Source organism: Lentilactobacillus sp. Marseille-Q4993 (assembly GCF_951230165.1).
Lineage (GTDB): Bacteria > Bacillota > Bacilli > Lactobacillales > Lactobacillaceae > Lentilactobacillus.
Genome location: NZ_CATNVB010000005.1, coordinates 24,498 through 39,362 on the forward strand (window position 1 = coordinate 24,498; position 14,865 = coordinate 39,362).

Consider the following 14,865-nt stretch of genomic DNA (forward strand, 5'->3'; position numbering starts at 1 on the left):
GGTCTATTTTTTACCAAATTATTAAAATCTCAATCCCTTTGGGAAAAAGTTCTTCGCTGTTCCCTGAACTGCCTTGACAAATCCAACTGGTAAACCGGAAACTATTAACTGTTGCCAACCTTTAAGGCCTGTAGCGATTGGAAATGTATCACCATGAACGTATTGGTGCCACTCATCCTCATTGATTGCAACTTGATTCTGATTCTCCTCGTTTGTCAGAGCCAACCCAAGGGCGTAGCTGGGTTCAAATCGATTTTTCTTAAATGTACCCAGTTCAATTCCCATTCTAACAACCTTGATCTTGGATGCATCAATCATTTCATCGGGGACGCTCATCAGTTTGTCGTTGTACGTAAATAGGGTTTGACCATCATAACTGATATTGTTTTCCCGTTTAAACTTGTCCCATAACTTCTTCTCATCGCCAGTCATCTTATGAATGTTACGGTTTTTGAATAAGCCCTTATATTTTGGCTCAGCTTCATCGGTCATTGGTTTTCTAAGTTTAGCAATAAAGTGACCCTCGCCTGCGAAGTGGAATGGAAATAGCCGAACACACTTTGTTAAATCAGGATTGCTATCCGCCCACTCTGGTCGACCATCATCCATCCCAGGGAACTTTTCAACTGGCAAAATTTCAAAATCATACTCTTTAACTAACCAGGCAACAATTTGTTCGTCTTCTTCTGGAGCAAAAGTACAGGTTGAATATATCAATTCTCCTCCTGGTTTTAAAGCCTTAACAGCCTCTGTGAGGATTTCTCGCTGTCTGGTGGCACATTCTATCGGATAGTCCTTTGACCAGTACTGAACGGCATCTGGATCCTTTCTGAACATCCCCTCACCAGAACATGGTGCATCAACTAGCATTCGGTCAAAAAAAGCTGGAAAAGCTTTGGCAACTCTCGCAGGATTTTCATTAATAATAACCGTGTTTCGTAACGAAAACCGTTCAACATTTTCTGCCAGAACTTTTGAACGTTTCCCATCAATTTCATTTGCAACTAGTAAACCAGTATTTGCTAAATAACTGCCTAAATGAGTTGTTTTTCCGCCAGGTGCGGCACACAAATCAAGAACTTTTTCACCCTTGTTAGGTTTAGCAACTTCGCCAACGTACATCGCACTCGGCTCCTGACTATACACTGCCCCACTCTGATGAAGGACCGATTTACCGTTTACCTTACCGTAATAGCCAAATTCGCAATGTTTTGCCTTCTTGAAATCGGCTAACTTATCCGCAGGAACGTTTTTTAGCGGATTTACTCGGAAACCGTGATTGACCGGCTGATTGAATGATTCAAAAAAGGCAGTGGCGTCCGCCTCACCTAATAGTTGTTTGTACTTAGTGATAAAATCTGCTGGTAATTCCATTTTGAACTCCTTAAAAATATTCCGTTTGATCACGTGATAATTGACCTAGGGCCCTATTTAGGTTAACATAACGCCATATGGTCAGGAGTGATATGTATCGGAAAGAAATTAATCGTCCTTGATTTGGACGGAACAACATTGAACAACGAATCAATGATAACAACAAATACAAAAAAAGCAATCCAAGCAGCTAAAAATGAGGACTATATCGTAAGTATTGTGACCGGGAGACCAAACCGAATCTCGGAAAATTTTTACGATGATCTTTCATTGGATACCCCAATGATTAACTTTAATGGTAGTCTGGGGATTCTCCCTCACTCCAAGTGGGAACGGGAATACGAATACGTTATCGATAAGGATATCGTGATGGATCTGCTAGAAAAAAGCAAGTTGCTTGGAATCACACTATTAGCGGTCGAAGGAAAGCAACTATTCTTGGCAAGTAGAGCTGCTAAAGATGGATTTGGCTTTTTCCCTAGTTCGTTAAGAACTACCGAAGTATTAAATCAAAAAAGTCTAAAAGAAAATGTCGACAATCCAATTACCATTACTGTTGAACTGGTTCCCGAGATGAAGCAAGCCTTTATTAATTATGTGAATCAGCAGTTCGGTGACCTCGTTGAAGTTTCTCCTTGGGGTGGCCCTCATCCAATTGTGGAGGTCGCCACTAAAGGAATCAAAAAAGTCACTGGTGTCAAACGACTTGCTGATTATTATGGCGTGCTCCAAAAGGATATTATTGCATTTGGGGATGAAGCAAACGATCACACAATGATTGACTATGCTGGTCTTGGTGTAGCGATGAAAAATGCAATTCCGTCAATCAAGGGTGTCGCTAATGATGTTACTAAGTACACCAATGAGCAGGACGGTGTGGCAAGGTACATGCAGGAAAAGCTTGATATTGCTGTAGGTATTTAAAAATAAAACTTGTAGAGATAAAAAAGTCAGTGCAAATTTCTTCTTCGAAATTAGCATTGACTTTTCTTTTGTCCAGATATTCGCCAAAGTGGCTTTCAATTATCTTATTAATCGCTTTCTGGATGGAATTTAACGGTTGCTCCAACTGCTTTTTGCCAACCAGAATATAGATTTTCCCGTTTGTCTTTATTCATGCTTGGTTCAAAATTACTACCGGGAATCACATTTTTTCTAATTTCATCAACGTTTTCCCAGAAACCAACGGCCATTCCCGCAAGGTATGAGACCCCAAGGGCAGTTGTTTCTGCAATGGATGCCCGTCTGATTGGAGTGTTAAGGATGTCTGATTGGAATTGCATCAAGTAATTATTGTTAGCTGCTCCACCATCAACAGCTAACGTCTTTAATTCGATCCCAGTTTCCTTCGCCATCGTATCAACAACGTCACGAGTTTGGTATGCCAGGGATTCCAAAGTTGCCCTAACAAATTGGGCTTTGGTAGTTCCACGGGTCAAGCCAAACACAGCTCCTCTGGCTTCTTGATCCCAATATGGAGCCCCCAATCCAGTGAAGGCTGGAACAACGTAGACCCCTTCAGAATCCTTAGCATCATTTGCCAACTGTTCTGATTCTGGTGAATTCTTGATCATTTGCATCCCATCCCGCAGCCATTGAATTGCGGAACCAGCAACAAAAATACTACCTTCAAGGGCATAATTAACCTCACCGTTAATCCCATACGCAATTGTCGTTAGTAAACCACGTTTTGACAAGGTAGGTTCCGTTCCAGTGTTCATAACGATAAAGGCACCAGTTCCGTAGGTGTTTTTTACCATCCCCCGTTCAAGGGCAAGCTGACCAAATAGAGCAGCTTGTTGATCACCAGCAATTCCTGCAATTGGCACTTGAACCCCAGAGAACGTGTAGCCTGCGGTATAACCATAGATTTCGGAAGATGATTTGACTTCAGGCAACATTGAACTAGGAATGTTCAATGTTTTAAGGATATCTTCATCCCACTTCAAATCATGGATATTGAAGAGCATCGTTCTGGATGCATTCGTATAGTCGGTAGCATGAACCTTCCCGCCGGTTAATTTCCATAAAATCCAAGTATCGATAGTTCCAAATAGTAAATCACCAGCTTCTGCTTTTTTTCGAGCTCCCGGAACTTTATCCAAGATCCACATAATTTTGGTTGCTGAGAAGTATGAATCAATGATTAAACCAGTCTTATCATGAATCATCTCTTCGTAACCATCGCGCTTTAGTTCGTCAGCTATTTCGCTAGTTTGTTTTGATTGCCAAACAATTGCGTTATAGATTGGCTCACCGGTATTTTTATCCCAAATGACAGTTGTTTCCCGTTGGTTAGTAACACCAATTCCCCGAACCTTGTAGGGTGGAATTTCCGCACTGATAAGGGCTTCTGAAATGACGGATTGGACGGCACTCCAAATTTCATTAGCGTCATGTTCAACCCAGCCTGACTTTGGAAAATGTTGGGTAAATTCCCGTTGAGATTTACCAACAATTTGGGCTTTTTCATTAAACAGAATGGCACGGGCACTTGTTGTCCCTTCGTCAATTGCCATTATGTACTGTTCGTTATCCATTATTTTTCCCCATTTCAGTATTGTTAATTTGAAACCGCTGTCCTAATTATACAATATCGAAGCCTAACACTCCACGGTAGCCATAAAAAAAGCCCTCAAAATCCGAATAAGATTTTAGAGAGCTAGTAATTACTTTTCGTCACTTTTTAAAACGCCACCTACGCTATAACGGTTAGGTTGCATTTCACTAAGAATAACGTGAACGTGTTCTGCAGGTGCCCCAGTGTTTTTAACGACGGCACTTGTAACGTCCTCAACTAATCCCTTGAGTTGTTCTTGTGAACGACCAGCAATTAAATCAATGTTTACGATTGGCATGTCATTACCTCCATTTTTATAACAAAAAGTATACCCTAATTCAGTACTATCAGCAATCCGAAACTTATCAATGTAATTATGATAAAAAATGGTACAATGGTTGCTGATTAAAAACTAGGAGGCCAATTATGATCCCTAATAAAAATATTTCAGCATGTACCAGCATTATTGTTGGTAAAAAGGCCAGTATAGATGGTTCGATTATGATTGCTCGAAATGAAGACAGCAAAGCATCGTGGCCCAAAAATTACGTTATCCACCCTGCTCAACATCATGAAACCGCGCCGGTGTTCAAATCAACCGACAACCAATTTACGATTGAACTTCCAAAAGATAGCTACAAGTATTCAGGCACACCCGAATGGACTACTAAATATGGTCTGTTTGAAGAAGATGGCATCAATGAATATGGGGTCGCTATGAGCTCCACCGAAAGTACTTACACCAATGATTTGGTTCTGACTTTCGATCCGCTTGTTAAAGACGGGATCGGTGAAGAAGCGATGATTACCGTAGTATTACCATATGTGAAGACCGCCCGCCAAGGTGTCCAACGACTCGGAAATATTATCGAATACTATGGTACCGACGAATCCAACGGTATTTTATTTGCTGACAAACAAGAAGCCTGGTATATGGAAACCGGTGGTGGTCATAACTGGGTTGCTCAAAGGATTCCGGATGATAGCTACACCGTTATCGCCAACCAAACTGCTATTCAGCTGATAAATTTTAATGATCCTGATAATTTTATGTGGTCAACTAATATCCGGCAGTTTGTTGAGGAACACAAATTGAATCCAAATCAGCACGGTGAGTTCAATTTCCGTGAAATTTTTGGCACTCATGATTTGTCTGATACCTATTACAACACCCCACGAGTTTGGTACGGCGTAAAAATGTTCTCAAAGGATGAGCAACACGACCCAACTGATTTCGATATTCCGTTTCTTCATCATGCAGATAAAAAACTTAGTGTGTACGATGTCCAAGATTTTCTAGCTTCTCACTACCAAGGCACTCCCTACGATCCAATCGGTGAAGGTAGCGAACATGATAAAAAGCGATTTCGTCCAATCAGTCTAGCCAAAACCCAAGAAGCCCACATTTTACAGATTAGGCCTGACATGCCCGCTGAGGCCTATCTTCAATGGTTGGCAATGGGGGTAGCTGCCCAAAGTTCCTTTGTCCCATTTTACGCAGGGGCAACCGATACCCCTGCCGTTTATCAAAACGCAACTGGTGATTACAACCCCAATAGCGCTTATTGGACATATAAGCTTGCTGGTGTGCTTGTTGACCCTCATTATGGCCAATTGGGTGGAAAACTGCAAACTGCTCAACAGGAGCTTAAAATTGCGTTTCAAGATGTTCTGTCAAAAACCGATACGGTCATAGCTGCAATGGCCCCTTCAGAAATTGCTGCTGAGGCCACAAAGGCTAATTTCAAGATGGCTAAACTAGGCATTGACAGATACCAAAAATTGATTAGTGAATTGGTAACTAGTTCAACCGATTTTTCACCACTTAACTACAAACAAGATCTAAACCTATAGAAATACAAAAAGATAGAAATACAAAAAAGCTTAGTAATTGGATGTTCCGATTACTAAGCTCTTTTAATTTGCTATTTTTGAGCAGCCTCTTCGTAGTCACCGTTAGGACAAACCACTTGAGTTCCACCTTTGATCTTCTTTTCAACCAAGAAGTGACCATCCTTCGGACAATCACGACCCACTGGTTTATCCCAAGAAACAAAGTCACAATCAGGGTAACGAGAACAACCGTAGAAAAGCCTGTTTTTCTTTGATTTTCTTTCGATAACCTGTCCCTTATGACACTTAGGACAAATGACACCAATTTCCTTTACGATTGCCTTGGTATTCCGACAATCTGGGAAACGTGAACAGGCGTAGAACTTACCATAGCGTCCCATTTTGATAACCATAGGAGCGCCACAGATATCACAATTAAAGCCTGCTGGTTCGTCCTTGATTTGGATTTTTTCCATTTTCTCAGTGGCTGATTCAACTTCCTTTGAGAATGGCTTGTAAAAATCATCGACGACTTTGACCCAGTTTTCATCACCAACTTCAACGTCATCTAAGTCATCTTCGAGGTTAGCGGTAAAGTCAACGTTAACAACATCTGGGAAGTATTTAACAATAATATCATTAACGATGTCTCCCAGTTCAGTTGGCTCAAACCGCCGGCCAACTAGCTTAACGTAATATCTCTTTTGAATTGTTTCCAGAGTTGGGGAATATGTTGATGGTCGGCCAACTCCCTTTTCTTCAAGGGTTTTGATAAGCGTTGCTTCGCTGTACCTTGCAGGTGGCTGAGTGAAATGTTGATCTGGATTTGTCTTGGCCAGTTTGACATGGTCGCCCTCTTCTAAATCAGGCAAGATGTTATCCTTTTCTTTTCCATCTCCATAGACCTTTAAGAACCCTTCGAACTTCATCTTTGAACCGTTAGCCTTGAAAACCACATCGTTTTGCTCAATGGTTACGGCCATCGTATCCATGATTGCTGGAGTCATTTGACTAGCCACGAACCGTGACCAGATCAACTGGTAGAGTTTAAACTGATCATTATTAAGATACTCTTTCAAACTCTTAGGGGTTCTAAATACAGATGTAGGACGAATTGCCTCATGGGCGTCTTGGGCACCTTCAGGCATTTTACCCTTGATTGGCTTAGTTGCTGCGTATTCCGCACCGTACTCCTCGTGAAGGAATTGGGATGCTTCATGCTTGGCAATGGCAGAGATTCTGGTAGAATCCGTACGCATATAGGTAATCAATCCCTGACTACCTTCCTTACCAATATTAATTCCTTCATACAATTGTTGAGCTGCCATCATCGTTCTTCTGGTTCTAAAGTTCATCTTCCGGTTAGCTTCTTGTTGAAGGGTACTAGTAGTGAAAGGTGCTTGAGGTTGCCGTTTTCGTTCCCGTTTTGTGACCTTGGTGATATCGAAATCACCCTTAGGGTCAATTGCCTTTAAGATTTCTTCAACGGCTTCGTTGTTAGGCAGTTCTTTTTTCTTACCCGCTACGCCATAAAAACTAGCTGCGAACTTACTTCGTCCCTTTTTGAATTCTGAGTCAATTGACCAGTACTCTTGAGGTTTGAAGTTTTCAATTTCCTTTTCCCGTTGGATTACCAACCAAAGGGCGATTGACTGGACTCGCCCGGCTGACAGTCCCTTCTTAACTTTTTGCCACAAAAGTGGTGAAATTGAATAACCAACCAGTCGGTCGAGGATTCGGCGAGCTTGTTGAGCATCAACCAGGTTCATATCGATGCTGCGGGGATGCTTAAACGATTCCTTAACAGCATCCTTAGTAATTTCATTGAAGACAACCCGGTTGTCCTCTTCTGGATCAAGGTCTAGGACGTGAGAAAGGTGCCATGCAATTGACTCTCCCTCACGATCGGGATCGGCTGCTAAATAAACTTTTTTTGCTTTCTTAGCTGCTGACCGTAACTCCTTAATGGTATCCCCTTTACCACGAATCGAAATATAGTGGGGTTCATATTCATTTTCAATATCGACCCCCATTTTACTTTTTGGTAAATCACGGACGTGACCCTTGCTAGCAATAACTTTGTATGAACGACCAAGATACTTTTCAATGGTCTTTGCTTTAGCAGGAGACTCAACGATCACCAAGTTTTTTTTAGGCGACTTGCGCTTTGTTTTCTTTTTACTTGCTGTGGATGTTGCCATTGTTTCTCCTCTCAAAATATTAGGTTTTATTGTTAATTGATTAACTAATTAATTTGAATTACAAATCTATCACATCATATTGCAGGATCAAACATGTGTCAACAAAAAAACTCTTCTATAATATGTTCTGATTTTCGAACCAGCTTTGCTCCAGCCAAAATCAATTCATTAGTTCCGGTCGAAAGTTCAGATGTGATCAAGCCAGGTACAGCAAACACTTCGCGGTTATTTTGAAGAGCCAAGTTAGCGGTTATAAGGCTGCCAGAATGCTGTTTGGCCTCAATGACAAGGGTACCCAACGTTAGCCCAGCAATAATCCGATTTCTTTCAGGAAAATGATATTTGGTGGGGCCAACATTTGCTGGATATTCACTAAGAACTAAGTGGTGCTCACCAATGTATCTCTGAATTTCTTCATTTGCCCGGGGATAAGTTTTGCCTAAACCAGTTCCAATTACCGCAATCGTCTTACCACCATTTAAAATCGTTTGTTTGTGGGCTTCACAATCAACTCCGCTTGCAAGCCCGGACACCGTTACAATGCCTGCCTTAATAATGCCAGGCAACAATTTACTAAGAACATCACTAGAATACTGGGTCGGCTGACGACTACCAACCACCCCAACCATTGCCGCCTTAAGTAAATTTACGTCGCCCCGATAAAAAACGACGATTGGTGGACAGTATGATTCCCGCAACATGGTTGGATATAAATCGTCAGCAATCGTCAACCATTTTTCATTTGCAATTAAATCATTAACCAGTGATTGATTTGAAGCTAACCGTAAAAAACTCCGGCAGAATTTAGATTTCTAATCCGAAGTTAATGATAATGGCCTAGTTAATGCTTGTAAATCTATTTTATCAATTTCTATCTCTTTTTTATCTTGTAGTAATTGATATAGTCGGAATTTATTTTTAAAACCAATCCCATCTGATAGGTGGATCAACATTAGTAGATTACGTAGTTTCATATTTTCACGTCCTTTAAAAATAAAGTCCGTAAAAACATTTAAATATAGTCACTCACTGGAGCAAAAGTTTTTCGATGAATTGGGCAAACCCCAACTGTCTTCAATCCATCCAAATGGGCCTTAGTTCCGTAGCCAGCGTTCTGTTCAAATCCATATCCTGGATACATTTTTGCGTACTCAGCCATTAATTCGTCTCGATATACTTTCGCACAAATACTAGCGGCGGACACACTTATACTTTTAGCATCAGCCTTGACCATATCGATTTGGGGAATGCTAGTGTCAATATTCATTGCATCCACGATAATTTCATCTGGAGTGACCGAAAGACCCTCAACCGCCTGCTTCATTGCTATCCTAGTAGCCTGGTAAATATTGACCTTATCGATGATGTTATTGTCAACGACTCCAAACGAAACCGAAATAGCTTCGTTTTTGATTCTAGGCGCTAATTCTAATCTTTTTTTATGACTCACCTGCTTTGAATCATTTACATCAATCAAATCGAAATCACTGGGTAAAATAACGGCACACGAAACCACGGGTCCAGCTAATGGGCCTCTGCCAACCTCATCAACGCCCGCTATGTACTGGTGCCCCTTCTGCCACAAGTTACGCTCAATTTTAAACCGTTCTTGGAATTGTTGTTGGGCAATCGCTAACTTGTTGATTCGGTTTATCGTTGTTTTAAGGGCAGATTGTACGCCAGCCCGGGGGTCACTGTTCAGTTCAACAAGCAACGGGTCATCTAATGTGGTTACCAATGCTAGCTGAGCTTTGATCTCCTTAATCGTCATTGGATTCCACTTCCGAAACTAAATCAAGGGTAAATGGTCTGAGCTTATTACTTCTAACATCTTGGATAATCCGTTCGGATGAACGCATATAGTCATCCTTCATCCCAATCTTGCTAGTAATTTCCATTAATAGATCAACCGTTGTTAATTCTAAGGCACTTTCATTAAGATGATATCTTTCCATAATTGATTTTGGGCTAAACTCCCTGAAAAAATCAAGTGCATAAAGAGCAATATCGTCACTTGAATAAGCAGTTTCTTTAACTGCTCCAGTCAAAGCTAACTTATTTGCAAGTTCTTGATTAGCAAACTTTGGCCACAATATACCAGGGGTGTCTAACAATTCTAGCTCCCCATTGTTTGATTTCATCCATTGCTGGCCCTTAGTAACTCCGGGCCGGTTTCCGACTTGAGCAGCCTTACGATTTACCAATCGGTTTAGAACCGTGGATTTACCCACGTTTGGGACCCCGACACTGACCGCTCTGATTGGCCTGGTCTTCATTCCCTTATCTCGTTCACGTTGTAACTTATCCGCCAAAATTGGTTCAATCACTTCAAGAACGTTTTTGATTCCAAACTTGGTCTTGGCATCAACCGCAATTGCCGGTTGACCATTTTCCCTAAAATATCGTAACCAATCCTGAGTTCGATTTGGGTCAGCCAAGTCCTTTTTAGTTAGGATGTACAAGTGAGGCTTATCCCCACTAATTCTTTTAACTTCTGGATTCATTGATGAAAATGGAATCCGGGCATCTAAAATTTCAAACACAATATCGACAACCGAAATATTTTCCTCAAACTGTCTAATTGCTTTTGCCATGTGGCCTGGAAACCATTGAATATTAACTGCCATTTTTCTCCTCCCTAGAGACTTTCTCGATACTGCTGAAACGCTTCGTCAAAAATCGTCATAGTAGGCAAGTAACTGGCATTCTCTTCCAAGTATTTGGAAAGAGTTTCAAAATCAGTTTCTTGCTTAGGAAACGATTGGTCCATTGAGGCGTTATTGGCAAATTCCGCAACGGAATCAGGACTGGAGGGATTCCTCTTGGTCATCAAAAATTCATAAAATGTTTTTCTCACTTTGGTATCTCTCCCTACTTGCTGCTTGGTAATAAGACGTCAAATTTAAATGCGCCATCGCCCTTAAGACTGATTTTGTCTGCCTTAAAGTTAACTCCATTTTTCCCGTTGATATTTCTAATATCAAGATAGACGTTCTTCTTTAGTGGATCCAATGAAACCCATTTTGGTAGATTGTAGTTATGCTTAACAAACGAAAGAACAACAGATGCTGGAACTTTAAAGTTAGCAATTGATAGCGTCGTTGCCTTAAGCTTAACGTTACCATCTTTCATAACCGTTGGCTTGAAGGACAATCCATAATCGACCTTTGAACCAAGCACGTCAAAAGTCCCATAAACAATTCCCTGATCTTTTACGACAAACCGATATTGAACTTTCCCGTTTTTAGATTGAAATTTCTTTAGGTAGAATGACGAAAGACTATTGATCTGCTCCTTCTTCATTGAAACCGTTGCTAGTTTTTTAGTAGTTGGGACTGCAGACTCCTTGATGCTGCCACCACCTGCGGTCAAAACGTAGCCGAAAACAAACACAATTCCTAGTAGAATGACAGCAATTAGTGACCAAAAGGCAATTTTGTACGGGTTCTTGGATTTGCTATGCATAAGTGATTACTCCTTTAAATTTGGAACGTAAAGTTTCATTTGTTGGTAAAGACGGTCGGTCATAATTTGATATCCCTTTTTATTTGGGTGAAAGTGATCTGAATTTGATAGCAAACTATTTTTATCACCACTGCCAGCCAAAATTTGGTTAATAGCTGTTTCATCCAACTGTTTGCTCATAGAAGGCAACTCACTAGCTCGGTCCGCCAATTTTTGATGATCCTTTTTACTCTGGTATTGGCCATCGGATAACTTATCACTGATATTGACATAGTGTGCGTGATCCATTTTGTTGATAACCGATTTGCTAGTCTCGTTAGTATCTGAAATCATTCGAGAAATAAATTTAACTTGTGGTAAATATACATAAACCGGGTTATAAATACCAAAAACAAAAATTTCTGCGTCTGGATTTAATTTTTTTATATTGGTCAGAAGTCTGGTTATCCGTTGTTGATACTTGTTTTCAAACGCCGATGCCTTATCATTCAGTTTAGTCTGACTGGATGTGAACAAATTATTCTTTAAAAAGTGAATAACGTCATTACCACCTGTCGTAACCGTAATTACATTTGCTTGTTTAAGGTTGGCTCGTAGCTTTGAATTAGTTTCCACTCTGTGATTGATTTGATTAGTAGTCTCACCAGCAATTCCAAAGTTAGAGCTTGATACTCTCAGCTTCGGGTTGTTTACCTTTATTTTATGATTAATTTGGTAAACATAGCCACCACGATCATCGGGATCCCCAACTCCTTGAGTCAATGAATCACCGACTGCAGTGATATCGATTCGCTTTGGATTGTTTGCTTTATGTTTTACTAACACTACCGATAATGCAAAAACCAGCAGAGAAACAACACTAACTCCAAGCACCAACTTTAAAACTCGCTTAATAAAAATAATTATTCACACCTTTTTATCAATTTAAGGATACTTTACCAAACAAATCATCAATTTGACCTTAAGAATTGATTATAATTTAATCAGTCGAAAAGAGCACTAAATACTTTCAATACTGAAAATATTCCGTGCTCTTTTATAACTTCTCATTATTTTATTCAGGATCATCAAAATAAAACAATGCAAAGGCACCTTCCCCAGCGTGAGTAGAAATAACGGGAGAGGTGACCTTAAGTAAAAACGGTACATTCTGGACTTGCTCTTTTATTTTATCAGCAATCTCTGAAATTAAGTCAGTAGTGTTCACATACGAAATTCCAATGGCTTTAATTGCTTTGTCTTGACTCATACTACTAATAACGTTGTCAAAGTATTTTTTAATAAACTTAACGCCCCGACCTTTACTCTCAATTTTTAGCTTGTGGTCTTCGATTTTTAGAATAATTTTGATGTTAAGAAAATTAGTAATGGCTCCAGCTACTGGGTGAAGACGCCCACCTTTGACGATATTATCGAGAGTCATAACTCCCATTGCCATGACGGTGTTCTTCCTAACCGTTTCAATCCGTTCAACAATTTCATCAACTGATGCCCCGGTTGCAGCTAGTTTAGCAGCCTCGACCACTTGAAATCCTAGTCCACGATCCGTCGTTCCACTATCTACAACAGTAACATCAGCACTTGATAATGTTGCAGCTTGCTCCGCTGCATGCACTGAACCACTAAGTTGTTCCATCATGTTGATGCACAAGACTTGACTACCATCGGCGCCCAATTTATCAAATGCGTCTACAAACTTACCAATTGGTGGTTGACTTGTCTTAGGTAGGTTGTCTGCCTCAAGCATCATTTTCACGAATTGTTCGCTGCTGATTGTTTCCCCATCAACGTAAACAGTTTCGTCAATCATGATTGATAAGGGAATGACGGTAATGTCGTATTTCGATTTTTCATCTTCTGAAAGTTGAACGGATGAATCCGTTACGATTTTAACAGTTGCCATTAATGCCACTCGTTTCTTAATTTATTGTTTTACCAAATCTTATTATAACAAACATTCAATCACTTAGCCGAAGTGGTTTTTCGATTTAAAATTTGGAAAGTATGAGCATACTTGTTTTTTTCGTCAACGATACCAGGAATCGACTTGTCGAGACTGAAATCTGAGTAATCAATTTCAGTCATGTAGGTATCACCTGAAAATTCCGCTTCAATCTTGGTTCGGTACAACCGGTCAACATTATCAACTAACTGAGCAAAAATTCTGGAGCCACCAACTACAAAGAATTCTTCATCTGACCTAGTCTCAGCAACTTTTAAAAATTCCGGAATTGAGTGAAAAACAACTACTTCTTCTGGAAAATCATCTCGACTAGAGATAACAATATTTTCTCGGTTTGGTAATGGTCGCCCAAATGATGCAAAAGTTCTGGAACCCGCAACAATGGGATGTCCTGTGGTAGTTTGCTTGAAGAAGTGCATATCATCAGGTAAATGCCACGGAAGCGTACCATTACTGCCAATAAGCCCGTTCTTATCTTCAGCCCAAATAAACGAAATCATTGAGCATCCTCCTATACAGCAACTGGTGCTTTGATTGCTGGATATGGGTCGTAGTTTTCAACCTTAATATCCGCCATATCAAAATCATCAAGGCTTGTTTTCTCAGGGTTTAACCACAATTTAGGAGCGTCGTGAGGAGCTCTGGTAAGTTGTTCCTTAACTTGGTCAATGTGATTAAGGTAAATATGGGCATCACCAAGAGTGTGAACGAATTCGCCGACTTCTAATCCTGTTTCTCTCGCAATTAAATTAGTGAGTAATGCGTAGCTAGCAATATTGAAAGGAACGCCAAGAAAAATATCAGCTGATCGTTGATACAATTGGCAACTTAGCTTACCGTTAGCAACATAAAATTGGAACATGGTGTGGCAAGGAGGTAGAGCCATTGACGGGACATCCTCTGGGTTCCAAGCCGACACAATCATTCTTCTTGAATCTGGATGGGTTTTGATTGTATCAATAACGTTCTTGATTTGATCAATCGTTCCACCCTGACTGGTCTTCCAGGCACGCCATTGGCTACCGTAAACTAATCCTAAATCACCGTACTTTTTGGCAAAGTCATCATCATTAACAATTCGGTCACAGAAAATTTTCTTCTGTTCCTTGTATTGTTTGTTGAAGTCTTCATCGACTAATGAACGATGACCAAAATCAGTCATGTCAGGCCCAGAATAATCGTTAGACTCTGTAAAACGTTGAAATGCCCACTCGTCCCAGATATGGTTTTTATGCTTTAAGAGATATTGAATATTAGTATCTCCATGAAGGAACCACAATAATTCACTTTTAATTAACCCAAACGGCACTTTTTTGGTCGTTAATAATGGGAATCCCTTCGAAAGATCAAAGCGCATTTGGTATCCGAACGTACTGATTGTCCCGGTATTTGTTCGGTCGGTTTTCATATTGCCGTTTTCTAACACAAACTTCTCTAAGTTTAAATAAGCGTCTTCAAGCATAACCATT

General features: G+C 40.3%; 15 protein-coding genes. 2 read left to right on the forward strand and 13 right to left on the reverse strand.

Translation table 11 applies throughout. The features are described from left to right. Window positions 1-21: 21 nt before the first annotated feature. Window positions 22-1,374: an RsmB/NOP family class I SAM-dependent RNA methyltransferase gene (locus tag QOW94_RS03300; protein ID WP_283678749.1), complete on the reverse strand. Its 1,353-nt coding sequence runs from the start codon at window positions 1,372-1,374 to the stop codon at window positions 22-24. Window positions 1,375-1,461: 87 nt separating this feature from the next. Here QOW94_RS03300 and QOW94_RS03305 point away from each other — a divergent pair, with 87 nt between their 5' ends. Continuing rightward, on the forward strand, window positions 1,462-2,298 hold the full coding sequence (locus QOW94_RS03305; RefSeq protein WP_283678750.1) for a Cof-type HAD-IIB family hydrolase: 837 nt from the start codon (window positions 1,462-1,464) through the stop codon (window positions 2,296-2,298). A gap of 107 nt (window positions 2,299-2,405) precedes the next feature. Here QOW94_RS03305 and glpK read toward each other — a convergent pair whose 3' ends face one another. Then, window positions 2,406-3,914 (reverse strand): glycerol kinase GlpK, encoded by a 1,509-nt coding sequence (gene glpK / locus QOW94_RS03310; protein ID WP_283678751.1) that lies wholly within the window; start codon window positions 3,912-3,914, stop codon window positions 2,406-2,408. Window positions 3,915-4,043: 129 nt separating this feature from the next. After that, on the reverse strand, window positions 4,044-4,289 hold the full coding sequence (thmT, locus tag QOW94_RS03315) for a 2-hydroxymuconate tautomerase (protein WP_283678816.1): 246 nt from the start codon (window positions 4,287-4,289) through the stop codon (window positions 4,044-4,046). A gap of 71 nt (window positions 4,290-4,360) precedes the next feature. On the opposite strand from thmT, the gene QOW94_RS03320 reads away from it, so the two are divergent. After that, entirely contained in the window at window positions 4,361-5,788 is a 1,428-nt protein-coding gene (locus QOW94_RS03320) for a C69 family dipeptidase (protein WP_283678752.1), read from the forward strand. Window positions 5,789-5,859: 71 nt separating this feature from the next. Here the strand turns inward: QOW94_RS03320 and topA are convergent, their stop codons facing one another. The 10 genes from topA to QOW94_RS03370 form a co-directional block, all read right to left on the reverse strand. Then, window positions 5,860-7,968, reverse strand: a complete 2,109-nt coding sequence (gene topA / locus QOW94_RS03325) for a type I DNA topoisomerase (RefSeq protein WP_283678753.1) — start codon at window positions 7,966-7,968, stop codon at window positions 5,860-5,862. A 98-nt stretch (window positions 7,969-8,066) separates the two neighbouring features. Further along, window positions 8,067-8,699, reverse strand: coding sequence for a DNA-processing protein DprA (gene dprA / locus QOW94_RS03330; protein WP_283678754.1), 633 nt, complete (start codon window positions 8,697-8,699; stop codon window positions 8,067-8,069). 281 nt (window positions 8,700-8,980) lie between these two features. Continuing rightward, window positions 8,981-9,739, reverse strand: coding sequence for a ribonuclease HII (gene rnhB / locus QOW94_RS03335; protein WP_283678755.1), 759 nt, complete (start codon window positions 9,737-9,739; stop codon window positions 8,981-8,983). Beyond that, window positions 9,729-10,595 (reverse strand): ribosome biogenesis GTPase YlqF, encoded by an 867-nt coding sequence (ylqF, locus tag QOW94_RS03340; protein ID WP_283678756.1) that lies wholly within the window; start codon window positions 10,593-10,595, stop codon window positions 9,729-9,731. The genes rnhB and ylqF overlap by 11 nt, the downstream gene beginning before the upstream one ends. Before the next feature lie 11 nt (window positions 10,596-10,606). After that, on the reverse strand, window positions 10,607-10,825 hold the full coding sequence (locus QOW94_RS03345) for a YozE family protein (protein WP_283678757.1): 219 nt from the start codon (window positions 10,823-10,825) through the stop codon (window positions 10,607-10,609). Between the two features lie 14 nt (window positions 10,826-10,839). Beyond that, complete coding sequence (locus QOW94_RS03350; RefSeq protein WP_283678758.1) at window positions 10,840-11,433, reverse strand: YpmS family protein; 594 nt, start codon at window positions 11,431-11,433, stop codon at window positions 10,840-10,842. Window positions 11,434-11,439: 6 nt separating this feature from the next. Then, window positions 11,440-12,306, reverse strand: a complete 867-nt coding sequence (locus QOW94_RS03355) for a GDSL-type esterase/lipase family protein (RefSeq protein ID WP_283678817.1) — start codon at window positions 12,304-12,306, stop codon at window positions 11,440-11,442. Window positions 12,307-12,487: 181 nt separating this feature from the next. Further along, entirely contained in the window at window positions 12,488-13,336 is an 849-nt protein-coding gene (locus tag QOW94_RS03360) for a DegV family protein (protein ID WP_283678759.1), read from the reverse strand. Between the two features lie 59 nt (window positions 13,337-13,395). After that, window positions 13,396-13,896 (reverse strand): dihydrofolate reductase, encoded by a 501-nt coding sequence (locus tag QOW94_RS03365; protein WP_283678760.1) that lies wholly within the window; start codon window positions 13,894-13,896, stop codon window positions 13,396-13,398. Between the two features lie 11 nt (window positions 13,897-13,907). Continuing rightward, window positions 13,908-14,858: a thymidylate synthase gene (locus tag QOW94_RS03370; RefSeq protein WP_283678761.1), complete on the reverse strand. Its 951-nt coding sequence runs from the start codon at window positions 14,856-14,858 to the stop codon at window positions 13,908-13,910. Window positions 14,859-14,865: the final 7 nt, after the last annotated feature.

Coding starts and splice junctions, on each gene's coding strand:
- ylqF (WP_283678756.1), bottom strand. CDS start 10,595: ATGGCAGTTAATATTCAATGGTTTCCAGGCCACATGGCAAAAGCAATT.
- QOW94_RS03320 (WP_283678752.1), top strand. CDS start 4,361: ATGATCCCTAATAAAAATATTTCAGCATGTACCAGCATTATTGTTGGT.
- rnhB (WP_283678755.1), bottom strand. CDS start 9,739: ATGACGATTAAGGAGATCAAAGCTCAGCTAGCATTGGTAACCACATTA.
- glpK (WP_283678751.1), bottom strand. CDS start 3,914: ATGGATAACGAACAGTACATAATGGCAATTGACGAAGGGACAACAAGT.
- QOW94_RS03360 (WP_283678759.1), bottom strand. CDS start 13,336: ATGGCAACTGTTAAAATCGTAACGGATTCATCCGTTCAACTTTCAGAA.
- QOW94_RS03370 (WP_283678761.1), bottom strand. CDS start 14,858: ATGCTTGAAGACGCTTATTTAAACTTAGAGAAGTTTGTGTTAGAAAAC.
- QOW94_RS03350 (WP_283678758.1), bottom strand. CDS start 11,433: ATGCATAGCAAATCCAAGAACCCGTACAAAATTGCCTTTTGGTCACTA.
- QOW94_RS03365 (WP_283678760.1), bottom strand. CDS start 13,896: ATGATTTCGTTTATTTGGGCTGAAGATAAGAACGGGCTTATTGGCAGT.
- topA (WP_283678753.1), bottom strand. CDS start 7,968: ATGGCAACATCCACAGCAAGTAAAAAGAAAACAAAGCGCAAGTCGCCT.
- QOW94_RS03300 (WP_283678749.1), bottom strand. CDS start 1,374: ATGGAATTACCAGCAGATTTTATCACTAAGTACAAACAACTATTAGGT.